Origin of the sequence: Mesorhizobium sp. M1348 (assembly GCF_040317925.1) — a bacterium.
In the GTDB taxonomy this organism is placed as follows: domain Bacteria; phylum Pseudomonadota; class Alphaproteobacteria; order Rhizobiales; family Rhizobiaceae; genus Mesorhizobium.
Genome location: NZ_JAMYLH010000007.1, coordinates 124,286 through 147,069, shown reverse-complemented (window position 1 = coordinate 147,069; position 22,784 = coordinate 124,286). Strand labels below are relative to the sequence as shown.

General features: G+C 63.2%; 28 protein-coding genes. 17 read left to right on the top strand and 11 right to left on the bottom strand.

The genetic code is table 11. From position 1 onward, the window contains the following. Window positions 1–5 precede the first annotated feature (5 nt). The 5 genes from NKH13_RS14940 (at window position 6) to NKH13_RS14920 (ending at window position 4,641) form a co-directional block, all read left to right on the top strand. Window positions 6–665, top strand: a complete 660-nt coding sequence (locus NKH13_RS14940; protein WP_352715282.1) for a ThuA domain-containing protein — start codon at window positions 6–8, stop codon at window positions 663–665. A 150-nt stretch (window positions 666–815) separates the two neighbouring features. Next, complete coding sequence (uxuA, locus tag NKH13_RS14935; RefSeq protein WP_352912884.1) at window positions 816–2,015, top strand: mannonate dehydratase; 1,200 nt, start codon at window positions 816–818, stop codon at window positions 2,013–2,015. Then, window positions 2,012–2,917: a PfkB family carbohydrate kinase gene (locus tag NKH13_RS14930; RefSeq protein WP_352912883.1), complete on the top strand. Its 906-nt coding sequence runs from the start codon at window positions 2,012–2,014 to the stop codon at window positions 2,915–2,917. The genes uxuA and NKH13_RS14930 overlap by 4 nt, the downstream gene beginning before the upstream one ends. A gap of 108 nt (window positions 2,918–3,025) precedes the next feature. Further along, entirely contained in the window at window positions 3,026–3,808 is a 783-nt protein-coding gene (locus NKH13_RS14925) for an SDR family NAD(P)-dependent oxidoreductase (protein WP_352912882.1), read from the top strand. A 71-nt stretch (window positions 3,809–3,879) separates the two neighbouring features. Next, a complete protein-coding gene (locus NKH13_RS14920; RefSeq protein WP_352912881.1) occupies window positions 3,880–4,641 on the top strand; it encodes a GntR family transcriptional regulator in 762 nt (253 codons plus the stop codon). Between the two features lie 182 nt (window positions 4,642–4,823). Here NKH13_RS14920 and NKH13_RS14915 read toward each other — a convergent pair whose 3' ends face one another. Next, a complete protein-coding gene (locus NKH13_RS14915) occupies window positions 4,824–4,952 on the bottom strand; it encodes a hypothetical protein (protein WP_352715267.1) in 129 nt (42 codons plus the stop codon). A 5-nt stretch (window positions 4,953–4,957) separates the two neighbouring features. Next, entirely contained in the window at window positions 4,958–5,173 is a 216-nt protein-coding gene (locus NKH13_RS14910; RefSeq protein ID WP_352715265.1) for a DUF2934 domain-containing protein, read from the bottom strand. 219 nt (window positions 5,174–5,392) lie between these two features. Here NKH13_RS14910 and NKH13_RS14905 point away from each other — a divergent pair, with 219 nt between their 5' ends. The 9 genes from NKH13_RS14905 to NKH13_RS14865 all read left to right on the top strand — a co-directional run bounded on the left by NKH13_RS14905 (window position 5,393) and on the right by NKH13_RS14865 (window position 11,821). Continuing rightward, on the top strand, window positions 5,393–5,791 hold the full coding sequence (locus NKH13_RS14905; RefSeq protein WP_352715263.1) for a hypothetical protein: 399 nt from the start codon (window positions 5,393–5,395) through the stop codon (window positions 5,789–5,791). After that, the gene (locus NKH13_RS14900; RefSeq protein ID WP_352715260.1) at window positions 5,788–7,008 is read left to right on the top strand and encodes an NRAMP family divalent metal transporter; all 1,221 of its coding nucleotides are present in this window, start codon (window positions 5,788–5,790) and stop codon (window positions 7,006–7,008) included. The genes NKH13_RS14905 and NKH13_RS14900 overlap by 4 nt, the downstream gene beginning before the upstream one ends. Then, window positions 7,008–7,370: a hypothetical protein gene (locus NKH13_RS14895; protein WP_352715257.1), complete on the top strand. Its 363-nt coding sequence runs from the start codon at window positions 7,008–7,010 to the stop codon at window positions 7,368–7,370. The genes NKH13_RS14900 and NKH13_RS14895 overlap by 1 nt, the downstream gene beginning before the upstream one ends. Beyond that, the gene (locus tag NKH13_RS14890; RefSeq protein ID WP_352715255.1) at window positions 7,370–7,708 is read left to right on the top strand and encodes a hypothetical protein; all 339 of its coding nucleotides are present in this window, start codon (window positions 7,370–7,372) and stop codon (window positions 7,706–7,708) included. The genes NKH13_RS14895 and NKH13_RS14890 overlap by 1 nt, the downstream gene beginning before the upstream one ends. Window positions 7,709–7,742: 34 nt before the next feature. Next, window positions 7,743–9,029 carry an SDR family oxidoreductase gene (locus tag NKH13_RS14885; protein WP_352715253.1) on the top strand — a complete coding sequence of 429 codons (1,287 nt, stop codon included), beginning with the start codon at window positions 7,743–7,745 and terminating at the stop codon, window positions 9,027–9,029. Then, window positions 9,029–9,502: a DUF2269 family protein gene (locus NKH13_RS14880; RefSeq protein WP_352912880.1), complete on the top strand. Its 474-nt coding sequence runs from the start codon at window positions 9,029–9,031 to the stop codon at window positions 9,500–9,502. The genes NKH13_RS14885 and NKH13_RS14880 overlap by 1 nt, the downstream gene beginning before the upstream one ends. A gap of 272 nt (window positions 9,503–9,774) precedes the next feature. After that, a complete protein-coding gene (locus NKH13_RS14875; RefSeq protein WP_352912879.1) occupies window positions 9,775–10,503 on the top strand; it encodes a hypothetical protein in 729 nt (242 codons plus the stop codon). Then, window positions 10,500–10,895, top strand: a complete 396-nt coding sequence (locus NKH13_RS14870; protein ID WP_292657573.1) for a phage holin family protein — start codon at window positions 10,500–10,502, stop codon at window positions 10,893–10,895. The genes NKH13_RS14875 and NKH13_RS14870 overlap by 4 nt, the downstream gene beginning before the upstream one ends. Beyond that, window positions 10,892–11,821 (top strand): hypothetical protein, encoded by a 930-nt coding sequence (locus tag NKH13_RS14865; protein ID WP_352912878.1) that lies wholly within the window; start codon window positions 10,892–10,894, stop codon window positions 11,819–11,821. Before NKH13_RS14870 ends, NKH13_RS14865 begins: the two co-directional genes overlap by 4 nt. A gap of 299 nt (window positions 11,822–12,120) precedes the next feature. Here the strand turns inward: NKH13_RS14865 and NKH13_RS14860 are convergent, their stop codons facing one another. From NKH13_RS14860 to NKH13_RS14820, 9 genes are read right to left on the bottom strand one after another with little or no spacing between them, the layout of a single operon-like run. After that, window positions 12,121–12,690 (bottom strand): c-type cytochrome, encoded by a 570-nt coding sequence (locus tag NKH13_RS14860; RefSeq protein ID WP_352717687.1) that lies wholly within the window; start codon window positions 12,688–12,690, stop codon window positions 12,121–12,123. Then, window positions 12,671–13,555 (bottom strand): cytochrome c oxidase assembly protein, encoded by an 885-nt coding sequence (locus NKH13_RS14855; RefSeq protein WP_352717689.1) that lies wholly within the window; start codon window positions 13,553–13,555, stop codon window positions 12,671–12,673. Before NKH13_RS14855 ends, NKH13_RS14860 begins: the two co-directional genes overlap by 20 nt. Continuing rightward, window positions 13,552–13,893 (bottom strand): hypothetical protein, encoded by a 342-nt coding sequence (locus NKH13_RS14850; protein WP_352717988.1) that lies wholly within the window; start codon window positions 13,891–13,893, stop codon window positions 13,552–13,554. Before NKH13_RS14850 ends, NKH13_RS14855 begins: the two co-directional genes overlap by 4 nt. A 1-nt stretch (window position 13,894) precedes the next feature. Further along, window positions 13,895–14,500, bottom strand: a complete 606-nt coding sequence (locus NKH13_RS14845; RefSeq protein ID WP_352516479.1) for a cytochrome c oxidase subunit 3 — start codon at window positions 14,498–14,500, stop codon at window positions 13,895–13,897. After that, window positions 14,497–16,461, bottom strand: a complete 1,965-nt coding sequence (gene ctaD, locus NKH13_RS14840) for a cytochrome c oxidase subunit I (protein WP_352717691.1) — start codon at window positions 16,459–16,461, stop codon at window positions 14,497–14,499. Before ctaD ends, NKH13_RS14845 begins: the two co-directional genes overlap by 4 nt. Then, window positions 16,458–17,474 (bottom strand): cytochrome c oxidase subunit II, encoded by a 1,017-nt coding sequence (coxB, locus tag NKH13_RS14835; protein WP_352717693.1) that lies wholly within the window; start codon window positions 17,472–17,474, stop codon window positions 16,458–16,460. Before coxB ends, ctaD begins: the two co-directional genes overlap by 4 nt. Beyond that, a complete protein-coding gene (locus NKH13_RS14830; RefSeq protein WP_352717695.1) occupies window positions 17,471–18,004 on the bottom strand; it encodes a c-type cytochrome in 534 nt (177 codons plus the stop codon). Before NKH13_RS14830 ends, coxB begins: the two co-directional genes overlap by 4 nt. A gap of 1 nt (window position 18,005) precedes the next feature. Further along, a complete protein-coding gene (locus NKH13_RS14825; RefSeq protein ID WP_352912877.1) occupies window positions 18,006–18,848 on the bottom strand; it encodes a substrate-binding domain-containing protein in 843 nt (280 codons plus the stop codon). Between the two features lies 1 nt (window position 18,849). Then, window positions 18,850–20,652 (bottom strand): methanol/ethanol family PQQ-dependent dehydrogenase, encoded by a 1,803-nt coding sequence (locus NKH13_RS14820; protein ID WP_352912876.1) that lies wholly within the window; start codon window positions 20,650–20,652, stop codon window positions 18,850–18,852. Window positions 20,653–20,972: 320 nt separating this feature from the next. On the opposite strand from NKH13_RS14820, the gene NKH13_RS14815 reads away from it, so the two are divergent. The 3 genes from NKH13_RS14815 (at window position 20,973) to NKH13_RS14805 (ending at window position 22,760) form a co-directional block, all read left to right on the top strand. Next, window positions 20,973–21,803: an SIR2 family NAD-dependent protein deacylase gene (locus NKH13_RS14815; protein ID WP_352912875.1), complete on the top strand. Its 831-nt coding sequence runs from the start codon at window positions 20,973–20,975 to the stop codon at window positions 21,801–21,803. 85 nt (window positions 21,804–21,888) lie between these two features. After that, a complete protein-coding gene (locus NKH13_RS14810; RefSeq protein ID WP_352912874.1) occupies window positions 21,889–22,074 on the top strand; it encodes a hypothetical protein in 186 nt (61 codons plus the stop codon). A gap of 191 nt (window positions 22,075–22,265) precedes the next feature. Next, window positions 22,266–22,760 carry a hypothetical protein gene (locus NKH13_RS14805; RefSeq protein WP_352717702.1) on the top strand — a complete coding sequence of 165 codons (495 nt, stop codon included), beginning with the start codon at window positions 22,266–22,268 and terminating at the stop codon, window positions 22,758–22,760. Window positions 22,761–22,784: the final 24 nt, after the last annotated feature.

Genomic DNA, 22,784 nt, shown 5'->3' with positions numbered 1-22,784 from the left:
ATGCGATGAGCAAGACGGCACTGATTTTCTGGGGCGGCTGGGAAGGTCACACCCCGGCCCGAAGCGCCGAAATCGTCAAGGAGATGCTGGCCGGCAACGGCTTCGACGTGCAGCTGGAGCAGGGGACTTCGGCACTTGCCGATCCGCAGCTGGGCAAGCTCGATCTCATTGTCCCGGTGATCACCATGTCGACGATCGAAAAGTCGGAGCTGCAAAACCTGACCAGCGCCGTCAGGGCCGGCACCGGCCTTGCGGGTTTTCACGGCACCATGTGCGACAGCTTCCGCAACGAACCGGAATATCAGTTCATGACGGGCGGCCAGTGGGTCGCCCATCCCGGCAACATCATCGACTATCACGTCGACATCACCAGGCCAGACGATCCGATCATGCAAGGCATCGACGGCTTCGCCTACCGTTCAGAGCAGTATTACATGCATGTCGATCCGACCAACGAGGTGCTGGCGACGACTACTTTCACCGGCGAGCATCTCGATTTCATCGCTGGCGTCGTCATGCCGGTTGTCTGGAAGCGCCGCTACGGCAACGGCTGCGTCTTTTACAGCGCGCTCGGCCACACCGCCGACGAGTTCACCGTGCCGCAAATGCGCACGATGTTCGAACGCGGCGCGATTTGGGCCAGCCGAGACGCGGATCTTGCGTAGCCATTCGATCTGAACGCCACGTATCGTTGTAATCTTTCAAAGAACGGCCGTCCGAAGGCTGACACACAGGCCCGAACTGCAGCCGATTGACTGCCATGGTAGTATTCAATACATTTGCGGTCTCATAAGGAATTCCGTAGCTGGGGTCGAATGGAGCAGACGTGGCGATGGTTTGGCCCGAGCGACGCGGCTACGCTTGCCCATGCTAGGCAGGCCGGCGCGACCGGGATAGTGACGGCACTGCACGACATCCCTTACGGCGAAGTCTGGCCGATCGACGCCATCAGGCAGCGCCAGGCGCTGATCGAGGCGGATCCGGCGATGGGCCTCAAATGGAGCGTCGTCGAGAGCGTCCCCGTGCACGAGGACATCAAGCTCGGCCGCGGCGATCTCGATCGGCTCTACGACAATTTCAGGCAGACTTTACGCAATCTCGGCGCCTGCGGTGTGCGCACGGTCTGCTACAACTTCATGCTGATCCTCGACTGGACCCGCACCGACCTGGCTGCGCCGCTGCCGGGCGGCGGACGGGCGCTCCGCATGAACATGCACGAGCTTGCCGCGTTCGATTGCTACATACTGCAGCGCAAGGGATCTGAGCGCGACTATGCGTCCGATGTTCTCCAGCGGGCGAGCGAATGGTTCGAGACGACGCCGGATACGTCAAAAGAGCGTCTGCTCGCCAACATCATGGCCGGCCTGCCGGGCGCCTTCAAGCGCTACGACATAGCGGAATTGCGCGAAGTGGTTGCCGAGCAGTCGAGCCTGTCGCACGACCGGCTGCGCGAGAACCTCGTCAGTTTTCTCGAAAACGTGTTGCCGGCGGCCGAAGAGGCGGGCGTCACGCTGGCGATCCACCCGGACGATCCGCCGCGCGATCTCGTCGGCCTGTGCCGGATCGTCAAGAACGCCGACGACATCGCCTTTATCCTGGACGCCGTGCCATCGGCCCATAGCGGCCTTACCTTGTGCACGGGGTCGCTGGGCGCCAACCCGGCCAATGACGTGCCCGCCATCGCCAGACGTTTTGCGCACAAGATCAACTTCGTGCATCTGCGCAACGTCAGCAAGGACCCGGACGGCTCGTTCATGGAATCCGAGCATCTGAGCGGCGATGTCGACATGGTGTCGGTGGTCTCGATCTTGCTCGACGAGCAGCAACGCCGCCGCGACGCCGGCGAACAGGCGGCGCTGTTGCCGTTTCGTCCGGATCATGGCCACGAGCTGATCGATGATGCCACGCGGCACACCCATCCCGGCTACCCGGTGATCGGCCGTCTTCGCGGCCTTGCCGAACTGAGAGGCGTGATGACGGCGATTGCCCATCAGCGCGGCTACCGGCTGCAATGACGGCGCCCCGCCTGCTCTGCGTCGGCGCGCTCACCTACGACACGATCTTGCGCCTTGATGTCCTGCCCTCCGGCGCCGGCAAGTTCCTGCCAAGCGAGGCCGTGCAGATCGCGGCCGGCATGGCGGCAAGCGCCGCCGCGTCAGCCAGCCGCCAGGGCGGGCAGGTCTGGCTATGGGCAAGCGTCGGCGACGATGCCGTCGGCCGCGATGTCATCGGCCAGATGGAGGCGGAGCGGGTCGACTGTTCGCTCGTGCGCAGGGTTGAAGGTGGCCGCTCGGCCATTGCCACGATCCTGGTCGATGCCGCCGGCGAGCGTATGATTGTGCCGTTCTACGATGCCGTCACGCAATCCGATCCGGACCGTCTTCCGCCCGCGGATTTTTCCCGCTTCGACGCCGTGCTGGTTGATGTCCGCTGGCCCGGAGCCGCCGCCCTGGCGCTGGCGAAGGCCCGAGAATGCGGCATTCCGGCGGTCCTTGACGCCGATGTCGCGTCGCGACCGGTGCTCGACCGGCTGCTGCCGCTCGCCTCGCACGTCGTTGCATCGCTGCCGGCGGCACGCATCCTTTGCGGTCCGGAGATATCCGCCGGTTCCGCCGTCGCCATTATCGGCGAACGGACCGGCGCCTTCGTGGCCGTCACCGATGGGGCGAACGGCACCGCGTTCCGCTACTCGGGCAGCAATGATGTCCGTCATCTACCGTCGCCGCGGGTCGAAGCCGTCGACACCCTGGCGGCAGGCGACGTGTTTCACGGCACCTTCGCCCTCGGTCTGGCCGAAGGTTGGGACGAAGAGCGGGCCATAGCAGTGGCCAGCGCTGCCGCCGCCCTGAAATGCCTACGCTTTGGCGGACGTCTTGGCGCACCGACGCGCGCCGAAACACTGGCTTTCATGCAATGATCGACATGATGCCGAACACGCTTGGGCCGGCTCGGCGGAAAAGGGTACGCCATGCGTCGCTGATCGACTACCATGGCAATCGCTGCGCAACTGTTCGTGGGAGGATAAATGGCTGAGTTCAAAAAACGCGCACTGGTCACCGGGGCAGCCATGGGCATCGGCCGTGCTGTCGCCGAAAGGCTGGCCGAGCAAGGCGTCGACCTGATCCTGTTCGACTGGGCGGGCGATCAGCTGGACGAGGTCGCGGCACGGCTTTCGGCGCGCGGCGTGACCGTGCACACCGTGCTTGGCTCGACCGCCGACACTGAAGCCTGCGGCCGCGCCGTCGAGCTTGCCCGTTCCACGTTCGGCGGGCTCGACATGCTTTCCCACAATGCCGGCATCCAGCGTTACGGAACGGTGGAGACCACGGACGAGGCGCTTTGGGACGAGGTGATGAACGTCAACCTCAAAGCCGCCTACCTGCTGTCGCGCGCAGCGATGCCGCTGTTGCGCCAAAGCCGCGGCGCCATCGTCCATATGAGCTCGGTGCAAGGCCTGGCCAGCCAGGAAGGGGTTCTGGCCTACAGCACGGCCAAGCATGGCCTGATCGGCCTGGTCAAATCGATGGCCGTCGACTATGCGCCGCTCGGCGTGCGCGTCAATGCCGTCGCTCCGGGCGCGGTCGACACACCGATGCTGCGGGATGCGGTCAAGCTCAACGATAAGCCCGACGAGATCCTGCGCATCCTCGACAACATGCATCCGCTCGGCCGTACCGCCCGGCCGCAAGAGATTGCCGCAGTCGTTGCCTTCCTGCTGTCCGACGATGCCTCCTTCGTCACCGGCGAGGTCGTGCGCGTCGATGGCGGGCTGCTGGCGCGCATCGGCGGTTCTCCGCGCAAGGAGTAACGCCGGCGCTGCTGCTTGCGCAGGCATTTCATGAACGGCTTGAAACTGCAGAGCCTTTAAGGGGATTGCCGATGGCAGGGCTTTTGGGAATGCGGACCATCACCGAGGGGCGGTTGGGCGAAACCGGCCCCGGCGCATCGGTCGCGGCGAGGACGTTCGAGGTTCTGCTCGACCAGATCCTGACCTTCCGCCTGAAGCCGCACGAGCTGATTTCTGAAAAGGCGATGTCGGAAGCCCTTGGCGTGAGCCGCACGCCGGTCAGGGAGGCGCTCGCCCGGTTGGCCGGTCTTGGCCTGATCGACATCTATCCGCAGCGCGGCAGCATGGTGGCGCCGCTCCGTATTGCCGATCTCGAGAAATCGCAGTTCCTGCGCGAATCGCTCGAAGTCGGCCTGATCAAGCGCGCGGCCGAGAGCCCGCGCCGTGCCGACCTGCTTGCCGTGCTCAAAGGCGAACTGGCGGTCCAGGAGACGTTCGCCTCCATCGCGGACGACAGGCGCTTCTTCAAGTCGGACGAGCTGTTCCACCAGCACATCGCCAGCCATGCAGGGTTCCCCGGAATCTGGGCCGACATCAGCGCGGCGAAGCTGCCCATGGACCGCTTCCGCTTCCTGTCTTTCCCGCGCCTCGACACCATGTCGGTGGTCCTCGGCCAGCATCGGCGGATTGTCGATGCGCTCGAGCAGGCCGACGCGCTTGCGGCGGAAGAAGCAATGCGAACGCATCTTCGCCGCATCTTCGAGGTGCTCGAAATCGTCCAGGAGCGCTACCCCTATTATTTCGAGGCAAACGGCAGTGTGAGCCCACCGTCGGCCGGCTCAATCCAAGCCTGAGCCTTTCTTGCGCGCTTCCGAAGGCGTCTTGGTCTTGCTGCCGGATTTGTCGGAAGCTGGCTCGGCTTTGCGATCTCGACCCTCGCCGCCTTGCTCCTTGCGGAGCTGCTTTTCCACTATCGATCGCGATCCTTTCGCCGGGTCTTGTTCAGGATGAGTATCGGCTCCCGTCATGTCGGCTCCTATCCATTTTGATCAATGGCGTGCGGCGTGGGCTGACCTCCGCCGCCGGTTCTGTCGCGCCCGATCATCAGCCAGGCGGCGAACAGCACGACCAGTACGACCGCGATCCAGGCGACGAGGCGAGGCATCGGCCTCACGTCCCTCGCCGCCGCTTGCTGCCGCGTGCCTCCGGATCGGAGCCGGCCCCGACCGTTGGATCGGGCACGACCGGACCGCGCTCGGCCTCGGAACCCTCAGCTTCGATCTCCTGCACGGCCTGATCCCAATGCTCGCGCTCGCGTCCTTGCGGACGGCCTTCGCGCTCCCAGATCTCATGGGCTCGCTGCCTGATACGCTCTTCCCTGTCCATGGCCTTTGCCTCCTCATCCCCTAATCCGGCGATCGCTGGTTTGTTCCGCGCTGCCAGCGCCGTTCATTGCGGTTCAGTTGACGTGATCACCGGGCGCTCTAGATCAAACTTCACGCCGAAGTCGCTTGGTGCGGGGAGAACAATCGTGTGGCAGCAACGCTACAAGCACGTATTGTAAATGCCGTTACAGCCGTCGGTCTTCGACCGGACCGCCCGTGCTTGCTGCCGATAATATTTGTACTGACGGCATGCTCGCCTTCCGGCCAGGTTGAGCAGCAGTCGAAAACCGCCGCTTCCGCCACACAGACTGCTTCGCTGGTCCTGGAGAGCTGGATCGCTGGGGGAGCCCCGTCGAAATACACGTCGCGCACTTTGCAATCCGTCGGCAAGGCGCTCGCCGATGCCGGTGCGCAAATCCAGTCCGCCAAGTCGCCTGAGCCCAGCGAGCAAGCCGGTCTGACGATGGCGGTTGGACGGCTTTCGGCAGTGGTAATGCGCGCGGCGACGGCCGTGCAGAACGGCAACCGCTCGGAAGTGGAACACGCGCAGCAGGATCTGCGGGCCGCCGCCGCCGATCTGAGAACGTCCTACGCGAAATATTTCACGCCGAAATCATGAAGAAGCTGCTCGAAATATCGCTGGGCGTCGTCACCAGCGTTGGCGGCTTTCTCGAGGTCGGATCAATGGCGACAGCCGCTCAGGCCGGCGCGGCGTTCAGGTTCCAGCTGATATGGGCCGTCGTCCTGGGCACGATCTGCATCATCTTCCTGGTCGAGATGGCCGGCCGGTTCGCCGCCGTTAGCCATCACACCATCGCCGACGGGATTCGGGAACGGTTTGGCTTCAACGCCTTTCTGTGGCCGTTGCTTGCGACCTTGCTGGTCAACTTCCTGGTCATGGCAGCCGAAATCGGCGGTGTTGCCATTGCGCTCGAGCTCGCCACCGGCATCGGCTTTCAGTGGTGGGCGCTGCCGGTCGCGTTTCTGGCATGGCTGTTCCTTTGGAAAGGCACGTTCGGATTCATCGAAAAAGGCGTCGCGATCCTCGGGCTGGTCACGCTGTGCTTCGTGGTTGGCGCAGTCATGCTGAAGCCCGATTGGGGGCAGGTCGCGGCCGGGGCCCTGCCCACACTGCCGGATCACGACGCGGCCAACTACTGGTTCATGGCGGTCAGCATTCTTGGTGCGTCGATCTCGCCCTATCTGTTCATGTTCTATTCGTCGGGAGCGATCGAGGACAAGTGGGACAAGAGCTATCTCGGAGCCAATCGAGCCACTGCCGGCCTGGGCATGAGTTTTGGCGGCACAATCGCTATCGGTGTGCTGATTGTGGCGGCGCTCGTGCTGGCCGCGCACGGCATAGAGCAGGTCGATGACTACCACCAACTGCCGCTGATGCTGATTCCGATCTTCGGTTTCTGGGGATTTGTCCTGTTCGTTGCTTCACTGGGCATTGCCTGCTTCGGTGCCGCGCTCGAAATCGGCCTGCAGCAAGCCTACCTTGTGGCGCAGGGTTTCGGCTGGACCTGGGGCGAGAACCTGAAACCGCGCGACGACCCGGGTTTCAGCACCGTCTATACGATCTTGTTGGTTCTCGCCGCCATTCCGATCGCACTGGGCCTCGATCCGCTGAAGCTCACCATCTTTTCCATGGCGCTGACGGCCGCCAGCCTGCCGCTGACCGTGGTGCCGTTCCTCTTCCTGCTGAATGACGAGCGTTATGTCGGCGAGCACCGCAATGGCATGATAGCGAATGCCGCGGTCATCTTCATCATCGCGCTCGGTTTCGTGCTCGCGATCGTGACCATTCCTTTGCAGATATTCGGAGGCACGTGATGGAGTTGCTGCGCGACATCCTGGACAAGCAAGTGGTCGACCGCGAGCAGGTCAAGATCGGCAAGGTGGACGGGCTGGTGGCCGAGCTCAGGCCAGGCAAGCCGCCTAAAATCGTTGCGGTCGAGCTCGGCTCGATCACGCTGGCGCGTCGGCTTGGCGAGCGACCCGGGCGCTGGATGGCCCTGCTTGCGGCAAGGCTCGGCGGCAAGCGCCATGCCGAGCCGCACCGCATTGCCTGGAACAAGGTGCGCGACATCGGCGTCGACATCGAGTTCGATATCGACGTCCGCGAAACGGCGGTTTTCGACTGGCAGGACTGGCTGCGCGATCATGTCATTGGGCGTATTCCGGGAGCTGGATGATGGCCACCGTCAATCTTGAGCAATTGGCTGGCAGGACTGTGCTTTCGCAGCGCGGCAAAAGCATCGGCCGTATCGAGGAGATACGCGCCGAACCGGATGGCGACGACCTGGTAGTTACCGAGTACCATGTCGGCATCCACGCGGCCTTCGAGCGTCTGTCCGCCTCGGCCATCGGCATTGCGGTCCTCGACGCCTTTCGACTGCGCAGTCGCGACAGCATGTACCGCATTCCCTGGGACAAGCTCGACATCTCCGACCCGGCGCAGCCGCGACTGTTATGCACGAAGAAAGAACTTTCCGGTATGAAGGGGCGTATCGAGGGCGATAAACCGGAATGAACGATACTTTCCCGCCGTCGGAGAATGGGGTCCAGTGAAAGTCCTGGTTACCGGCGCCACCGGCCTGATCGGTGCCTCCGTCGTCGCACGTCTTCTTTCCGATGGGCATGAGGTGATCGGATTGGTCCGCAGCCCCGGCGCAAACCGGGCCGGCAACTATCAGTTGCTGGTGCTGGACATGGCGGTGGCGCTGCAGCCAGAAGACTGGTTGCCGCATCTCAGGGGTATCGACGCCGTCGTGAATTGCGCGGGCGTCCTGCAGGACAGCCCTCGCGAAAAGACGCGCGAAGTCCATCGCGATGCGGCGGCAGCACTCTTCCTCGCCTGTGCGCGGGCAGGGGTTGCCCGGGTGATCCACTTCTCGGCGATAGGCGTCGATCGGGCGCAGCCTTCGACGTTCTCGGCGACGAAACTGGCCGGCGATCAAGCGCTTATGGCGCTTGATCTGGATTGGGTGGTCCTGCGCCCGTCCGTGGTGCTCGGCCGGCCGGTCTTCGGAGCCAGCGCATTGTTTCGGGGTCTCGCTTCGCTGCCGGTGCTGCCGTCCATGCCCGGCACCGGCCGGCTCCAGGTGGTACTACTCGACGATGTGGTCTCAACAGTCGTCTTCCTTCTCGATCCCGACAGTCCGTCTCGCATCGTGTTGGAACTTGTCGGTCCCGAACAGCTGAGCATGGACGAGGTCGTCGGCAGCTATCGCCGATGGCTCGGCTGGGCTCCGGCAGCCAGGTTTGTCTTGCCAGTGGCTGTTGCAAGGCTTCTCTACCGCTTCGGCGACCTTGCCGCGATGTTCGGCTGGCGCCCACCGATGCGCACCAACGCGGCCAGGGAGATCGCCCGAGGAGCGGTTGGAGATCCCTCGGACTGGACCGCCGCGACCGGCATACGCCCGCAAACCCTGGCGGGCTTCCTCGCGCTCAATCCGGCAACGGTGCAGGAAAAATGGTTTGCCCGGCTGTACTTCATCAAGCCGGCGATATTCGTGGTCCTGCCCGTCTTCTGGATCGTGACGGGGATCGTGTCGCTGACCACCGGCTACGTCGGCGGCGTCGATCTGATGCAAAGCACGGGGGCCGGCATCTTGTCGGCGCCGACCGTGCTCGCCGGCGCTCTTGCCGACATCGCCGTCGGCGCGCTCATAGCTTGGCGGCCGGCGACGCGAAAAGGCCTCTATGGCGGCATCGCGCTCTCGCTCTTCTACCTGGCCGTCGGAAGTTTCCTGCGCCCAGAGCTGTGGAACGACCCGCTTGGGCCGTTCCTCAAGGTGTTACCGATCCTGGTGCTGCACTTTGTGGCCTTGGCGGTGCTGGAGGAGCGTTGATGCTCTATTTCCTGCTGAAATTTCTGCATGTCATCGGCGCATCCGTGCTGCTTGGCACCGGCGCCGGTATCGCTTTCTTCATGCTGCTCGCCCACAGGACCGGCAATGCCGCGGCGGTTGCGGCGGTGGCGCGTATCGTCGTCGTCGCCGACTTCCTTTTCACAGCGACGGCCGTGGTCGCGCAACCTTTGACGGGAGCCGCGCTCGCCTGGCAGGCAGGCTACTCGCTGTCGGAGGGCTGGATCGTACTTTCGATCGCGCTCTATATCTTCACCGGAATGTTCTGGCTCCCGGTCGTCTGGATGCAAATGGAGATGCGCAAGCTGGCATCTCAAGCCGCCGCTGCAGGCGCGCCGTTGCCGCCGCGCTATCATCGGCTCTTCTGGCTGTGGTTCGCCTTCGGCTTCCCCGCCTTCGCTGCGGTACTCGGGATTTTCTGGCTCATGATCGTTCGGCCAGCAATCGACTGGTAGGTCGCAGGCAGGTCCCACTACGATAATGCCCAGTCAAAGCACTGCGGATAAATTCCGGCCGTGCAGCGCGAATATCTGCCGGAGCGGACTTGCGCCTCGACCTGTAAGTCGCACCGAAGTCCGGGTCGCATATCATTTCCCACCGCGCGCTCACCGCCATTGGCACAGGATGAGATCCCGTCTTCAGGCTGGTTAGGCTTCGCTTACCAAAAAAGATGACGTCTGAGGGAACACGGAAAGCCACAAGCAAGTTCGGTGCGCAGTGGAGGAGATTGCGCCATGAACAATGTTATTTATCTCATCGGCCTTGTCGTCATCGTGCTTGCAATCCTCTCCTTCCTCGGATTCCACTAGGAGACACCATGCAGGACCAGGACGATCAGGGCCGTCAGACGGCCGATTTCGAGACCGCCAGAAGCGAGCTCTCGGAAAGACTACAACGGGAAAAGCAGACCGCGACGGAAGCGCTCCACGATGCGCGTGACGAGATCACCAGGAAAGCCGGAGATTACGCTTCGGAAGCAAAGCAAGCATTGTTCAACAAGGCGGAGGGAACGCAGCGCGACGTGAGCGCCAATCTCAAGGCCTTCAGCGGCGCATTGCGCGCGGCAAGCGAGCATCTTGCCAACAATGATCAACGGACCGCTTCGAAATTCGCCCTTGACGCTGCAGGCGGGCTCGAGCGGCTTTCCTCCTCCCTGAAGGATAAACCGTTCGACGAGGTGCTTGGCGAAATTCAGTCGTTCGGCCGCGAAAACTCGGGGGCGCTGATCGCCGGTTCGGTATTGGCAGGCCTGGCGTTGGGACGGTTCATCAAGAGCTCGCCACCCTCTGCCCAAACCGGAGCACCGGGCCAGTCGGGAACAGGCCGGGCGCCCGAGACGGGTCCTAGCTCGAATGAGTTCGGATGGCGATCGGCAGAGGCAGTTGAGCCGGCCCCGCTAGGATCCGATCAGTCCGGCGATGACTGGGCCAATGCAAGCCTGGAGCGAAACCCATGACTGACAATCAGGACACTCGCAGCCTGACAACCCTTGTCAGCGATCTGGCACAGCAGGTCACAACACTGCTTCAAACCGAAAGCAGGCTGTTGCGGGCTGAAATGTCGGAAAAGGTAAGCAAGGCCGGCGCCGGCGCCGTGGAGGTAATGGGAGGCGCCATTTGCCTGCTCGCCGCCCTGATGGTGCTTTTGCAGGCGCTGGTGATTGCCTTGGCGAGCGCCGGGCTGGGAGCCGGATGGTCCTCGCTGCTCGTCGGCGTCGTGGTGGCAGTACTGGGCGTCATACTCTTGCGCTCCGGCAAGGCAAGCATGGCCCCCTCAGAGTTGACCCCCGACCGGACACAAGACCAACTTAAACGCGACGCACGCGTGATCAAGGAACAGATAAGATGACCGACAAATCCGCAGCCGAGTTGGAACGCGATGCTGATATTGCTCGCGCCAGAGTGGCAGATACCGCAGACTCGATCCGCAGCAAGATGACACCGGGCCAACTGATCGACGAATTCACCGGGATGTTCAGCGGCGAGGGATCCGCCATGCTCAGCAATCTTAAGACTCAGGTCAGGGACAATCCGTTGCCGCTTACATTGGTCGGCGCGGGCCTGGCCTGGCTGATGCTTGGCAAGGGCACGTCGGTAGACAGTTCAGCAATTGGTGCCTATTCGACCGGCAGGGAACCTGACGGCACCCGAAACTTCTCTGACCAGAGGGGCTTGGGCGGGGCCTGGCAGGACTCAAGCGGCGATGAGTACGGTGCCGAGGGCGAAGGTTCCGCCGGCTCCATGCTCTCCGATGCCGCTCGTTCGGTTGCTTCCGTGGCAGGCGGTGCGACTGAGGCTGTGGCAGACGTTGCGAGCGGCGCCAAAGAAAGATTGACAAGCACGGCCGGGCAGGTCGGCTCGGCCGCCACCGATATCACGGGGCGGGTGCGTCAGTCGGCGCAGGACCTGTTCCAGCGCGAACCTCTGGCAATGGCCGCGGTGGGCCTTGCCGTGGGCACAGCCATCGGCGTAATGCTGCCTCACACCGCCGCTGAAGACGCGCAACTCGGCCCCTACCGCGACAAGCTTCGTGACAGTGCCGAGGAAGTCTTTGAAGAAGGCGTGGAGCAAGCCAAGCAGGTCGCCGCCGAAGCATATGAGACTGTAAAGGAAGAGGCTGACCGACAGGGTTCCAGCGGCGACGCCGAGACGTTGGTCGACCGCGTCGAGAAAGTCGTGAAAAAGACGGCAAGCAAAACCGAGGAAGCCATTCGCGATCGTTTGCCGGAGACCGACGAGGCTCCCAAATCGAACGAGTCTCCCGAAACGACGTGATAGCGCTGCGGTCGTTCGTGGCGATTCCGACCGCGGGTCGCCTCGCGGTTGCCTCGCCAAAGAAGCTCATATCCGAGATGCCCGCGAAACAATCCGCACAGCAGATTGCCGGGCCATAGGGGCGCTCGCGTTGCCGCGATGTCCGACGTGATCGCGCGCAGCCTCGCCGATGCGGGCCGGTTCCGAAAGGTTCGTCGGCAAGTAAGGCATCGAGCCGAAGGCGGTGACGAATGCCGGTCCCGGCAAACCGGCATCGTAGACCGCCGGCAGGGTTTGATCTCGACTAGCGAGCAACGATGTCATTTCATCGAATAGAGATAGGCCGCGATATCCCGCGCCTCCTGCTCGGAAATTCTGGTCGAAGGCATTGCCGTGTGCGGATTGATCTCCCTTGCGGCGCGTATCCAACGGACCATGTTTCGCGGGTTGTTGGACAATACGCCGCCGATATAGACCCGGGTGGCCAAGCTGGCGTCGAGGCGTGGACCGACCAACCCTTGCGCGCTGGGAACGCCGGTGATCGTGTGGCATCCAGCACAGCCATTGGCCATCATGATGGGTATGGCGCGGGCGCCAACACCGCCGGTTGCATTGTCGGCCTTCTGCTCCACTCGACGGCTTTGCTCGAAGTACAACGCGATCCCGGCCATGGCTGCAACGAGCACGACAATTGCCGCGGCGCCGAGGATGGGTCCGGACGGAGTGAAGCGCGATGTGGCGCGCACGCCGATGCTGCTGGTGGCATTGTCCGACTTATGCGCGACCCTGATGAGGCGCTCCGGCCACAACGTCAGCGCCGCCCGAGCTGCGGCCAGCACAGCAATTGCCGTCCCGGCACCAATGACCAGCTTAGACAGCGTGGAGCGCATGCGACGTCTCCCATCTTCTCCGTCCACTAGAGCGAATCCACAGACCGGCCAGCAGCAACGCGGCTCCGCCATAAATCAGGCCGGCCGGAACCCACATCACCAAGCCGGCGAGCTGCTGGTCCTCGATCGGGCTAAGGTTCCACAATTCCGCACCGGCTGCGTTTACCGGGTACCACAGCCTTGGCGAGACCAGCTGCAGCACCCCGAGCAGGCCGGTGTGCAGCGAGGTGAAGAAGAGGTGCATGACGGCGCTTCCATAGGCTTGTTCGCGGCCTGAACGCGGCAGCAGTACCCACCAGAACAGCAGCCCCGTACCGAAGAAGCTGGCATGTTGCGCATAGTGCAGGACACCCTGTGCAAGCGCCGCCTCGAACAACACCGGAACGTGCCACGCCCATATCGCGACCCCGTGCAGGAAGGTGGCGGCTAAAGGGCGGCTGATGGCGGCCCAAGCGATTCGAAGCACCTTCGCGTTCCCGGCTGCGCCAAATGCCAGCCGCAGCTTGATCGGCAATGCCCACATCATCGCCGCCGCCGGACGGGAGGCGACCAGCAGGGGTGCCGCCACCGCCATCAACAGTTCGTGCTCGATCATGTGGGCGGTGAAGACGCGCTCGCCTAATGCATGGAGCGGACTGACCAGTGCTGTCGCCAAGATGGCCCAGCCGGTCGCAAACAGCAGGGCTTGCCGCATTCGCAACGGGCGGCTGCGGGCGCTCCGCCTCCACAGCCGAAAGGCGCCTGCCGCGTAAAGCAGTGCGACCACGGTTAGCGGCAGCGTGATCGGCAACGCCAGCGTCCAGCCGGCCTGCGGAGCGCCGGCACCGTAGCAGACCGAGGTCGAGAAGAGCGCGTCGAAGCTCATCGTAGGCAGCCGTCAAGAATGAGCGAGGCGGCGCCTTGCATGACGATTACCAGCGCAAACAGCACCGCGCTGAGAATGCCGATATTGGCGACGAAATCCTCTGTGCTGCGCGTACGATCCGGTTTGAAGGCGGCGCCTCCTTGCTGTCGCGCCCGCCACGACAGCGCGCCGCCAAGCAAGGCCAGCACTGTCAGCACCAGCGCAATGGCCGGTATGACGGGAATACCGTGGGCGCACTGCCACTCCACGAACGCGTAATTCAGCTGCGTCGACACCGCCCAGGCCAAAGGCCCGGATAACAGCCCGCCCCATGATGTGCCCAAGCGAAGCGCACGCATCTCAGTCAAGCCTCGGCATCCAGTAGATCAACAGATAGATCGGGATCCAGGTCGCGACCACGAAATCCCAGTAGAAGACGTTGTCGCCAACGTCCCCGAAACGCCGGCCGCTATAGCCATGGCGCGTGAACATCAGGACCGTCAGCACCAGCGTGTCGCCGACGTCGGTGATCAGGTGTGTGGTGTGGAGGCCGAGCAGGACCCACAGCATTGAGCCGTACGCATTGGTATCCCAATAGATGTTGAGGGCCGGAAATTCGAACCACCGCACGACAAGCGGTGCGATACCGAGCAGCGACATGACGATCAGGCCGATGCGCACGGGCACCATGGCACAGGCTTCGGCGTAGCGGTTCAGTATGTGATTGGGTACCACGCTGGCGAGCAGCAACAGCGTGACGATGGTGCCCGGCCAATGGTTGGGCGGCGGCACGCCCAATGGCCATTCGGGCGACAGATAGGCGAGGTAAAGATAGGTGCCTGCGGCGAGCGCGAAGCCGGTGCCCTCCAGCGCCATGAAGGCGAGAGTGCCCCACCAGGTCGGGCTGCGCGGTCCGAGTCCGAAGGTCGGGAGTTCGGAAAGATCGGCGGCAGGACGCTGTTTCACTCCTCATCCTCCGGATCGCCTTTCGGCCAGAACCAACCGATCAAAGTGATGGCGATCGGCCCGGCTCCCCAGACCACCGCCCACGGGCTGAAGATCGAATAGAGAAAGGTGGCGCCGACGGCGAGCGCGGCGAACAATGGCCAGATCGACGGCGTCGCCGACTTCTCGCGCACATCGGGATGCGCCTCCGCCACGGTCGAAATAACAAGTTCGCGCGCGTCGACGCGAAGCCCGGTCGCGACAGGCAGCGTGTCACGTTCGGCCCAGAGCGGCTCGGCGTGGGTAACCACCGGGATCCGAGCGAAATTATAGCTCGGCGGCGGAGAGCTCGTCGCCCATTCCAGCGTGCCCGCATTCCAGGGATTGTCCCCGGCCGGGGCGCCCCTCGACGCGCTGTACACCAAGTTTATCGTGAGCAGAACGAAGCTTAGGAACAGGACGACCGCGCCGGCTGTGATGAACAGGTTGATGTTGCCCCAGCCGAGCTCCACCGGATAGGTGTAGACCCGGCGCGGCATGCCCCACAGGCCGACAATGTGCATCGGAAAGAACGCCGCATTGAAGCCTATGAAGGCAAGCCAGAAGTGCCAGCGTCCGAGACGTTCGCTCATCATCCGGCCGGTGATCTTGGGGAACCAGAAATAGGTCGCGCCGAGCAGCGGGAATACCGACCCGCCGATCAGCACGTAATGGAAATGCGCGACCACGAAATAGGTGTCGTGTACTTGCAGGTCCAATGGCACCGACGCCAGCATCACGCCAGTCAGGCCGCCCGCGACGAACGTGAAGAAGAAGCCGAACACGAACAGCAGCGGCGTCCTGAATATCGGGCGTCCGTCCCACAATGTCGCCAGCCAGCAGAAGATCTGCAGCCCGTTCGGGATGGCGATCAGCATGCTCGAGGCGGTGAAGAAGCTCGCGCCGAGCTTCGGCAGGCCGGTTGCGAACATGTGGTGAACCCACAGGCCGAACGACAGGAAGCCGACCGAAATCAGCGACAGAACCATGCCCAGATAGCCGAATACCGGACGCCGGGCGAAAGCGGCGATGATCGAGGACACCATGCCGGTGGCCGGCAGGAAAATGATGTAGACTTCGGGGTGGCCGAAGAACCAGAACAGGTGCTGGAACAGCAGTACGTCGCCACCCTCGGCGGGATTGAAGATATGGGTGCCGACCAGGCGGTCGAGGATCAGGAACGTCGACGCGATCATGACCGCCGGCATCGCGAACACGATCACGAAGGAGGTGACCAGCATCGCCCAGACGTAGAGCGGGATCTTGTCCAGCGACATGCCCGGCGCACGCTGCTTCAGCACGGTGACGATGGTGGCAACCGCGACCGCCAACGACGACACTTCGGTATAGGTGATCATCTGCGCCCACACGTCGGAACGCTTGCCTGGCCCGAATTCAGGACCGGACAGCGGCACGTAGGAGAACCAGCCGACGTCGGGCGCCATGTCGAGTGCAAACGACACCCAGGCGAAGAGGCCACCGGAGAGATAAATCCAGAAGCTGAATGCATTGAGGCGCGGAAAGGCGATGTTGCGGGTGCCGACCATCAGCGGCACGAGGTAGATGCCGGTCGCCTGAACGATCGGCACTGCAAACAGGAACATCATGGTTACGCCATGCATGGTGAACAGCTGGTTGTAGCGGTCGGGCCCGATCAGCCCACGCTCCGGCCCCGACAGTTGGATGCGCATAGCAACGGCGCTGAGGCCACCGAGGCACAGGAAGACGAAAGCGGTGATCAGGTAGCGCCGCGCGACGATCTTGTGGTCGACGCTCGAGAGCGCACCGATGATGCCCGGCGCCGTCTGCCATGTCCGCGCCAGCCAGCGGTCAAGGCTGGCGGTGTCGAGGCCGGTATCGCGAGGACCGTCGCGCTCGGGGGCCAGGTCTCCTTTGCCGGCGCCGGCGAGCCGACGCTCACGGGCCACGTCGGCGCTGCTCATTTCAGGCCCTCGAGATAGGCGACGATCGCATTCAGTTCGTCCCCGTCCAGTCGCACCACGGGCATGTGGGCGCCTGGCTTGATCCCCTGCGGATTGGCTATCCAGGCTGCGAGATTGCCGCGGCTCATTGTCAGCGTGCCGGCAGCGAGCGTTTGCCGGCTTGCGATATGGGTTAGATTGGGGGCGACCGTGCCGCCGGCGATGGTGCCGCCGATCTTGTGGCACATCACGCATGGCCGTTTGAGGAACAGATCGTGGCCGGTTTTGGCCTCGGCCGACACGGGGGCGGCCGCCGGCCGCAGCTGGTCGTTCAGCCACGCGTCGAAGACGGGCCGAGGTTCGGCGATGATGAAGGTGCTCATATTAGCATGCTGCGCGCCGCAGAACTCGGCGCACTGGCCGCGATAGACGCCGGGCTTGTCCGCCTTCAGATCGAGAACGTTCTCGTGGCCTGGCATTAGGTCCAGCTTGCCCGAGAGGTTCGGTACCCAGAAGGAATGGATAACATCGGTCGAGGTCACTACAAGCCGCACCGGCTCGCCCGCCGGGATGTGGATTTCATTGGCGGTCGTCAGGATGCGGTTCGGCTGATCGCTTTCGTAGCGCACCTCCCACCACCATTGATGCCCGGTCACCCGGATCGTCAGCGCCGCGTCCGAGCCGATAGCAGCGAGCGTCCGGTTAGCGAAGAAGCTCAGCAGCGTCAGGCCGACCAGAATCAGGGCGGTAGCGGCGAGTGCGGCGACGACAATTCGCATCTTGCTGCGCTCGGCGGCAGCGTCGAGGACAAGCGGATCGCCGACTGGCGCCGGGCGCCGGGCCAATGGCACGATCAGCACGGCCATCACTAGAAGCCAGACCACCGTGCACAGCGCGGTGAAGAACCAGATCAGCCATGCGAGTTCGCCCGCAGCCGGGCCCTTTGGGTCGAGCGCGGATTGCCAGCCGCTGCATCCTGCGAGGAGCAGGATGCAGGCCGTGCACCCGCACACCGTCCAGACACCGCGGCTCACGGCGACTTCCCCAGCGTCGCGGCGTCCGGCAGGCGATTCTCGGATGGATGAGGCATCATGTCGTCGTCGCGGCCCGGCGCGGCGGAGGACGGTGCGTTGCCGCTCAGTGCCCGGACGAAGGCAGCAAGCTCCCAGATCTGGTCATCCGGGATCGTGTCACGGAAGCTCGGCATGCCGTTTGGCCGGCCGTCCCTGATCGTGGCGTGGATGCTTTCGATCGAGCTGCCATAGAGCCACTTCTGGTCCATGAGGGCCGGGCCCATACCGCCACCGCCATTGGCATGGCAGCCGGAACAGTTGAACCAGTTGAACAGACGCTTGCCCTCGCTGAGGTGGAAGGCGTTGGCCTCGAACACGCCGGCCTTGGTGTCGGAGGAAGCCGGTCGCTCGCCGCCCGGCGCAAGGACCGTGACCGCCGTCGGTTGGTCGCCGGCACCGAGCGCGGACTGAGGACGGGTATCGCGTTCCTCGCGCTGGCACCCGACAACCGCGAGGATTGCGAACACCAGCAAGGGAAGACCGCGCTTCATTTCAAGGCGCTCCGACAGGATCGAGGCGGGGCACCTGGTAGGCCGCCAGGATCGCGTCGATCTCGGCGCGGTGTCTGGTCAGGGCGGCGTCTACCTCGCCGCGCAGCGCATCGTCGTCGTGGCGCACACCCATAGAGATGTCGTAGACCATCGGCAGGAGCGGACCGTCGATGCGCGGCGCAACCGGCGTAATCCGCAACGGTATTTTTTGCCTGGCGCCGAAGTAGCCGGCCAACGGTCCCCAGACGACGGCCATATCGATGTCGCCATTCGCGACCGCCTCAATGATGCGTGCTGGCGGGTTCGGCGCCGAATAGTCGCCATAGACGGGGAAACCGGTGAGATGGCCGACGATGCCGCGACGGCCAAGCGCCTGGACGGGCGGCGAGTTGGCGCCGTCGTCGCCGATCAGCTGGACGCCGATGTTCAGATCGCGCAGGCGAGGATCGTTGAAGGACGTGATTTCCGGCGCATCCTTGCGTGTCACGAACACATAGGAAGACCGGTAGTAGGGCGCGGTGGTGCGCAGCATCTCGAGATTGGCGGGCGTGCCGGGCACCAGATCGCACAGGCCGGCTTTCAGCGTGTTGCGGACGAAGCCGCGCCGCTGTGCCCACCATGTGTAGGAAACCGTTGCGCCAAGCTCCGTCGCGACGAGTTCGGCAATCTTGTTTTCAAAGCCCTGCCTGGCGGCATTGGAGAACGGCATGTTGTTGGGATCGGCGCAGATCCTCAGCTCGCGCGCATCGGCGACGGCGGCGACGAGCGAGAGCGCCAGTGCGCCGACCGCGGCGCCAAACCGCCGGGAAGATTTTCTCCGTGCGCGCGCAACTCGGCCGATCATCTCAAGGCAGCCGGAACACATACAGCGTACCTCCCGGCGTGGTTACATCCTTCAGATCCTTCATGACGTTGACGAAGCCGAGCGCGGCGGTGGCGTCGCGCGGATCGAGATCGCCGGATACGATCGCGCCGGCCCAGCCGCCGACGCCCGAAAGAATCGCGACATATTGGTGCCCGTCCGGGCCGCGATAGGTGATCGGCTGGCCGATGATGCCGGACGACGTCTTGAACTGCCAAAGCAGTTCGCCGGTCCTGGCGCTGACCGCCTTGAACCAGCCTTCCATCGTGCCATAGAACACGACGTTGCCGGCGGTGGCGACGGCGCCGCTCCACACCGGAAAGTTCTCCTTCAGGCTCCACGCCGGCATGGCGGCGGCGACATCCCAGGCGGTGAAAGCACCGCGATTGCCGCCCGGCCCGGGAATCATGCGCACGTTCATGCCGACATAGGGCGTGCCGGCGATGTAATTCACCTCGACGCCTTCTTCATCCATGCACATGTTGTTGTGCGGGATGTAGAGCAGGCCGGTCTTGGGCGAGAACGCCGAAGGCTGCCAGTCCTTGAGGCCGGACGCGGTCGGGCAGATGTCGCGCACGACCTTGCCGGTGCCGGTCTTCTTGTCCGGATTTACAATCAGCCGGCCGGTCTTGAGGTCGACGCCCTTGCTGGAATTGACTGGCCCGAACGGGACCGCCGACAGGACCTCGCCCGTGGTGCGATCCAAGAGATAGACATAGCCGTTGCGTTCCGGCCGCACGAGCACCTTGCGGGGCTTGCCCTGCCAGGTCATGTCGAGCAGCACCTGTTCGTTGATGCCGTCGTAGTCGTGCAAATCGTGCGGGGTCCATTGATAGAACCATTTGGCTGCGCCGGTGTCGGGATCGCGGGCAAAGATGCCGGCGGTCCATTTGTTGTCGCCAGGCCGCAGATCCGGATTCCACGGACCGGGATTTCCGGTGCCATGGAAGATCAGGTTGAGGTCCGGGTCATAGGAGATCCAGCCCCACACATTGCCGCCGCCGATCTTCCAGGCGTCGGGCGGCCACGACGTCACGCCGAGATCCTTGCCCTTGTCCATGTCGTAATGCGGCTTGAAATCGGGGCCGATCAGCACCTCGGCGTCAGGGCCGGTGTTGTAGGCTGTCCAGACGACGTGCCCGTCGCCGGCGTCGAGCGCCTTGATCCAGCCGCGCACGCCCATTTCGCCGCCGGAATTGCCGACCAGCACCTTGCCCTTCACCACCAGCGGCGCCATGGTGATGGTCTCGCCGATATTGATGTTGCCGATATGGGTGTTCCAGAGCGGTTTGCCGGTGGCCGCATCGACGGCGATGGCATGGCCGTCGAGCGTGTTGAAATAGATGCGCCCGTCGAAGAAGGCTGCACCGCGGTTGACCACGTCGCAACAGGCAACGCCCTGCGCGGCAGGCTCGGGATTGGGCTCGAATTTCCACTTCATCGGCGCGCCGGGCTTGGTAAGGTCAAGGGCGTAGAGAATGTTGGGAAACGGCGTCACGATGTACATCGTGTTGCCGACGACCAGGGGCGCAGCCTCCTGACCCTTGTTGACGCCGGTCGAGAAGGTGAAGGCCACTTGCAGGTTTTTGACGTTGTCTTCGGTGATCTCCGCAAGTTCGCTGTAGCGGGTCGAGGCGTAGTTCTTTGCCGGCATCGCCCACTGGCCGTCGTCGGGCGGAGCAGCTGCGGCCGGCGGATTTATCGGAGGGCCTGATTCGGGCTGCGCAACCGCCCCGGCGATCAGCGCAAACCCTGCCAGCAGCGTCCATCCCAGCCTCGCAGCCATTGGCCTCTTTCCCCTTTTGCCAGGCACCCTATTTTTCGCCGCCACCAGTCGCGCTTGCCTCATTTGCTGTCGAGTTGCCGACGTTGGCGGAGAGCTCCAGTAGCTGCAACTGCGCCCTGTTTGTTGAACACTCTCCAACGCGTGAGCGGCGCAGAAGTGCCAAATGCAACGAAATAAATGTCGGATTCGGTTGGCCAAGAGTCGGCGGCCGGGCGCTCGGGACAGTCGATCCGAATGTTCGCACTCAAGTCGGAAGTAAATCTATTCCCGGTGGTCCGGGCTCGGCTGGAACGGAGCGGCACCTATCGCAGTTGTGTCGAATGCTGTCTGCAGTCGAGCAACTGGCTCAATCGGTGAAAGAGCGGCGAGCGATCCTGTTCGTTGGAGCCGGGGTGTCGATGAGCGTCGGCTTGCCGTCCTGGCAAAAGCTCATCGAGCACATGCAAAACGAGCTCGGTCTCGACGAGAACATGATCGGCGCACCTGAAGCCAGTTATCAGGCCCTTGCCGAATACTACCGGCTGAAGCAGGGGAGCCTCGGCCCTTTGCGCAGTTGGATGGATCGCGAATGGAGCGTCTCACCGGAAAAAGTGCAGGGCTCGGCGATCCACAAGCTCATCGTGTCGCTCGATTTTCCGATCATCTACACCACCAACTATGATCGCAACCTCGAAGTCGCCTTCGAGATCCATGGCCGGCCCTTTGTCAAAGTCGCCAACGCGAAGGACTTGCCAAAGGCCACCGGCGAGGTGACGCAGATCATCAAATTCCACGGCGATTTCGACGACGATAAATCGTTGGTCCTGGCGGAGACCGATTATTTTGAACGGCTATCGTTCGATTCGCCGCTCGATGTGAAATTTCGAGCCGACGCGCTAGGGCGCACCATCCTGTTCATCGGCTACAGCATGTCCGACATGAACATCCGTCTGCTGCTGCATCGGCTTTGGCAGACCTGGCGCAGGTCCGGTTACGAGAAGAACCGTCCGAAGTCCTTCATCTTCATGCCGCAGCCAAGCATCGTCCAGGAGGCCGTCCTCGGACGCTGGGGCATCGATATGCTGACCGAGGATGCCGACGATCCAGAGGACGCGCTGCTCGCATTCCTGAACGAACTCAAGGATAAGGTCGGCCGACCAGACACCGACTGAAAACCTGCGGAAGTGACGACGCAGTGGGAACCGGTTGGCCCGATGTGAGTTTGGAGGAGGCTAAGTTATACGGGACCACGCCTGTATGAGCGGACGCAAACACAAGCGAAGAATGCATGCCAAACACGACCTGTCGGCCGAGCAGGTCTATGAGATCGATTTTTTTGCCCGCAGGTGCGGCCTGACGAGGGACGAAGCGCTCAAGATGATGCGAGATGCCGGCCGGTTGAAGGACGGCGCGAAGGCGTCTGGCGAATCCGGGCCGAAGTAGCCGCATGGGTTCTACATAGCGGGCGGCCGGGATGGTCATCCCGACACAGATGCTTCGTTGTCGGTCTCGGTATCCGCATGGCAGTCGGTGGTGGAGCGCACCGCTGAGGATCGAGCGATGCACCGGCCGTCACCGATGGAACATCCATCGACAATTTTCGTTGACATGCTCCACAAGGCGAGAGGTCGAACATGTCGAACTTCCAAGCCGCCACCCCGGAGCGTTTGCAGCAGCTCAGGCTTGAGGCGACGGCGCACTTTGCGCCGCTCATATTGCGAGAGGCGTTGGTGCGTCTATGCCGGGCCTGCGGAAGCGATAGCCTTGAACGTTTCGAGAAGACGATGGTGGATCAAATCGAGGCATCGCGTGACGACAAAGCCGATTTCGATGCAATGAAGGAATTTGCCATCGAACAGCTCTATGGCTGGATTCGAGACGTCAAGTCTTCACCGGATATGACACAGCCGCTGGAGAACGTAGATACCCGAAGGACCCCCGGCCGCTCTGAAGAGCCGCAAACGCTGGAAGACCAGTTGCAGGCAGGCCTGGAAGATTCCTTCCCGGCGAGCGACCCGCCGGCGGTCGTCTCCACCGCGATCCCCGGCGGATCGAAGAAGCTCGTCGGAACCGACGAGATCCTCAGGCAAAAGCGGGAGAAGGACGCCGAGGGCGCGAGCCAATCGTGATATGCCGCGTTTTGGACGCCATTG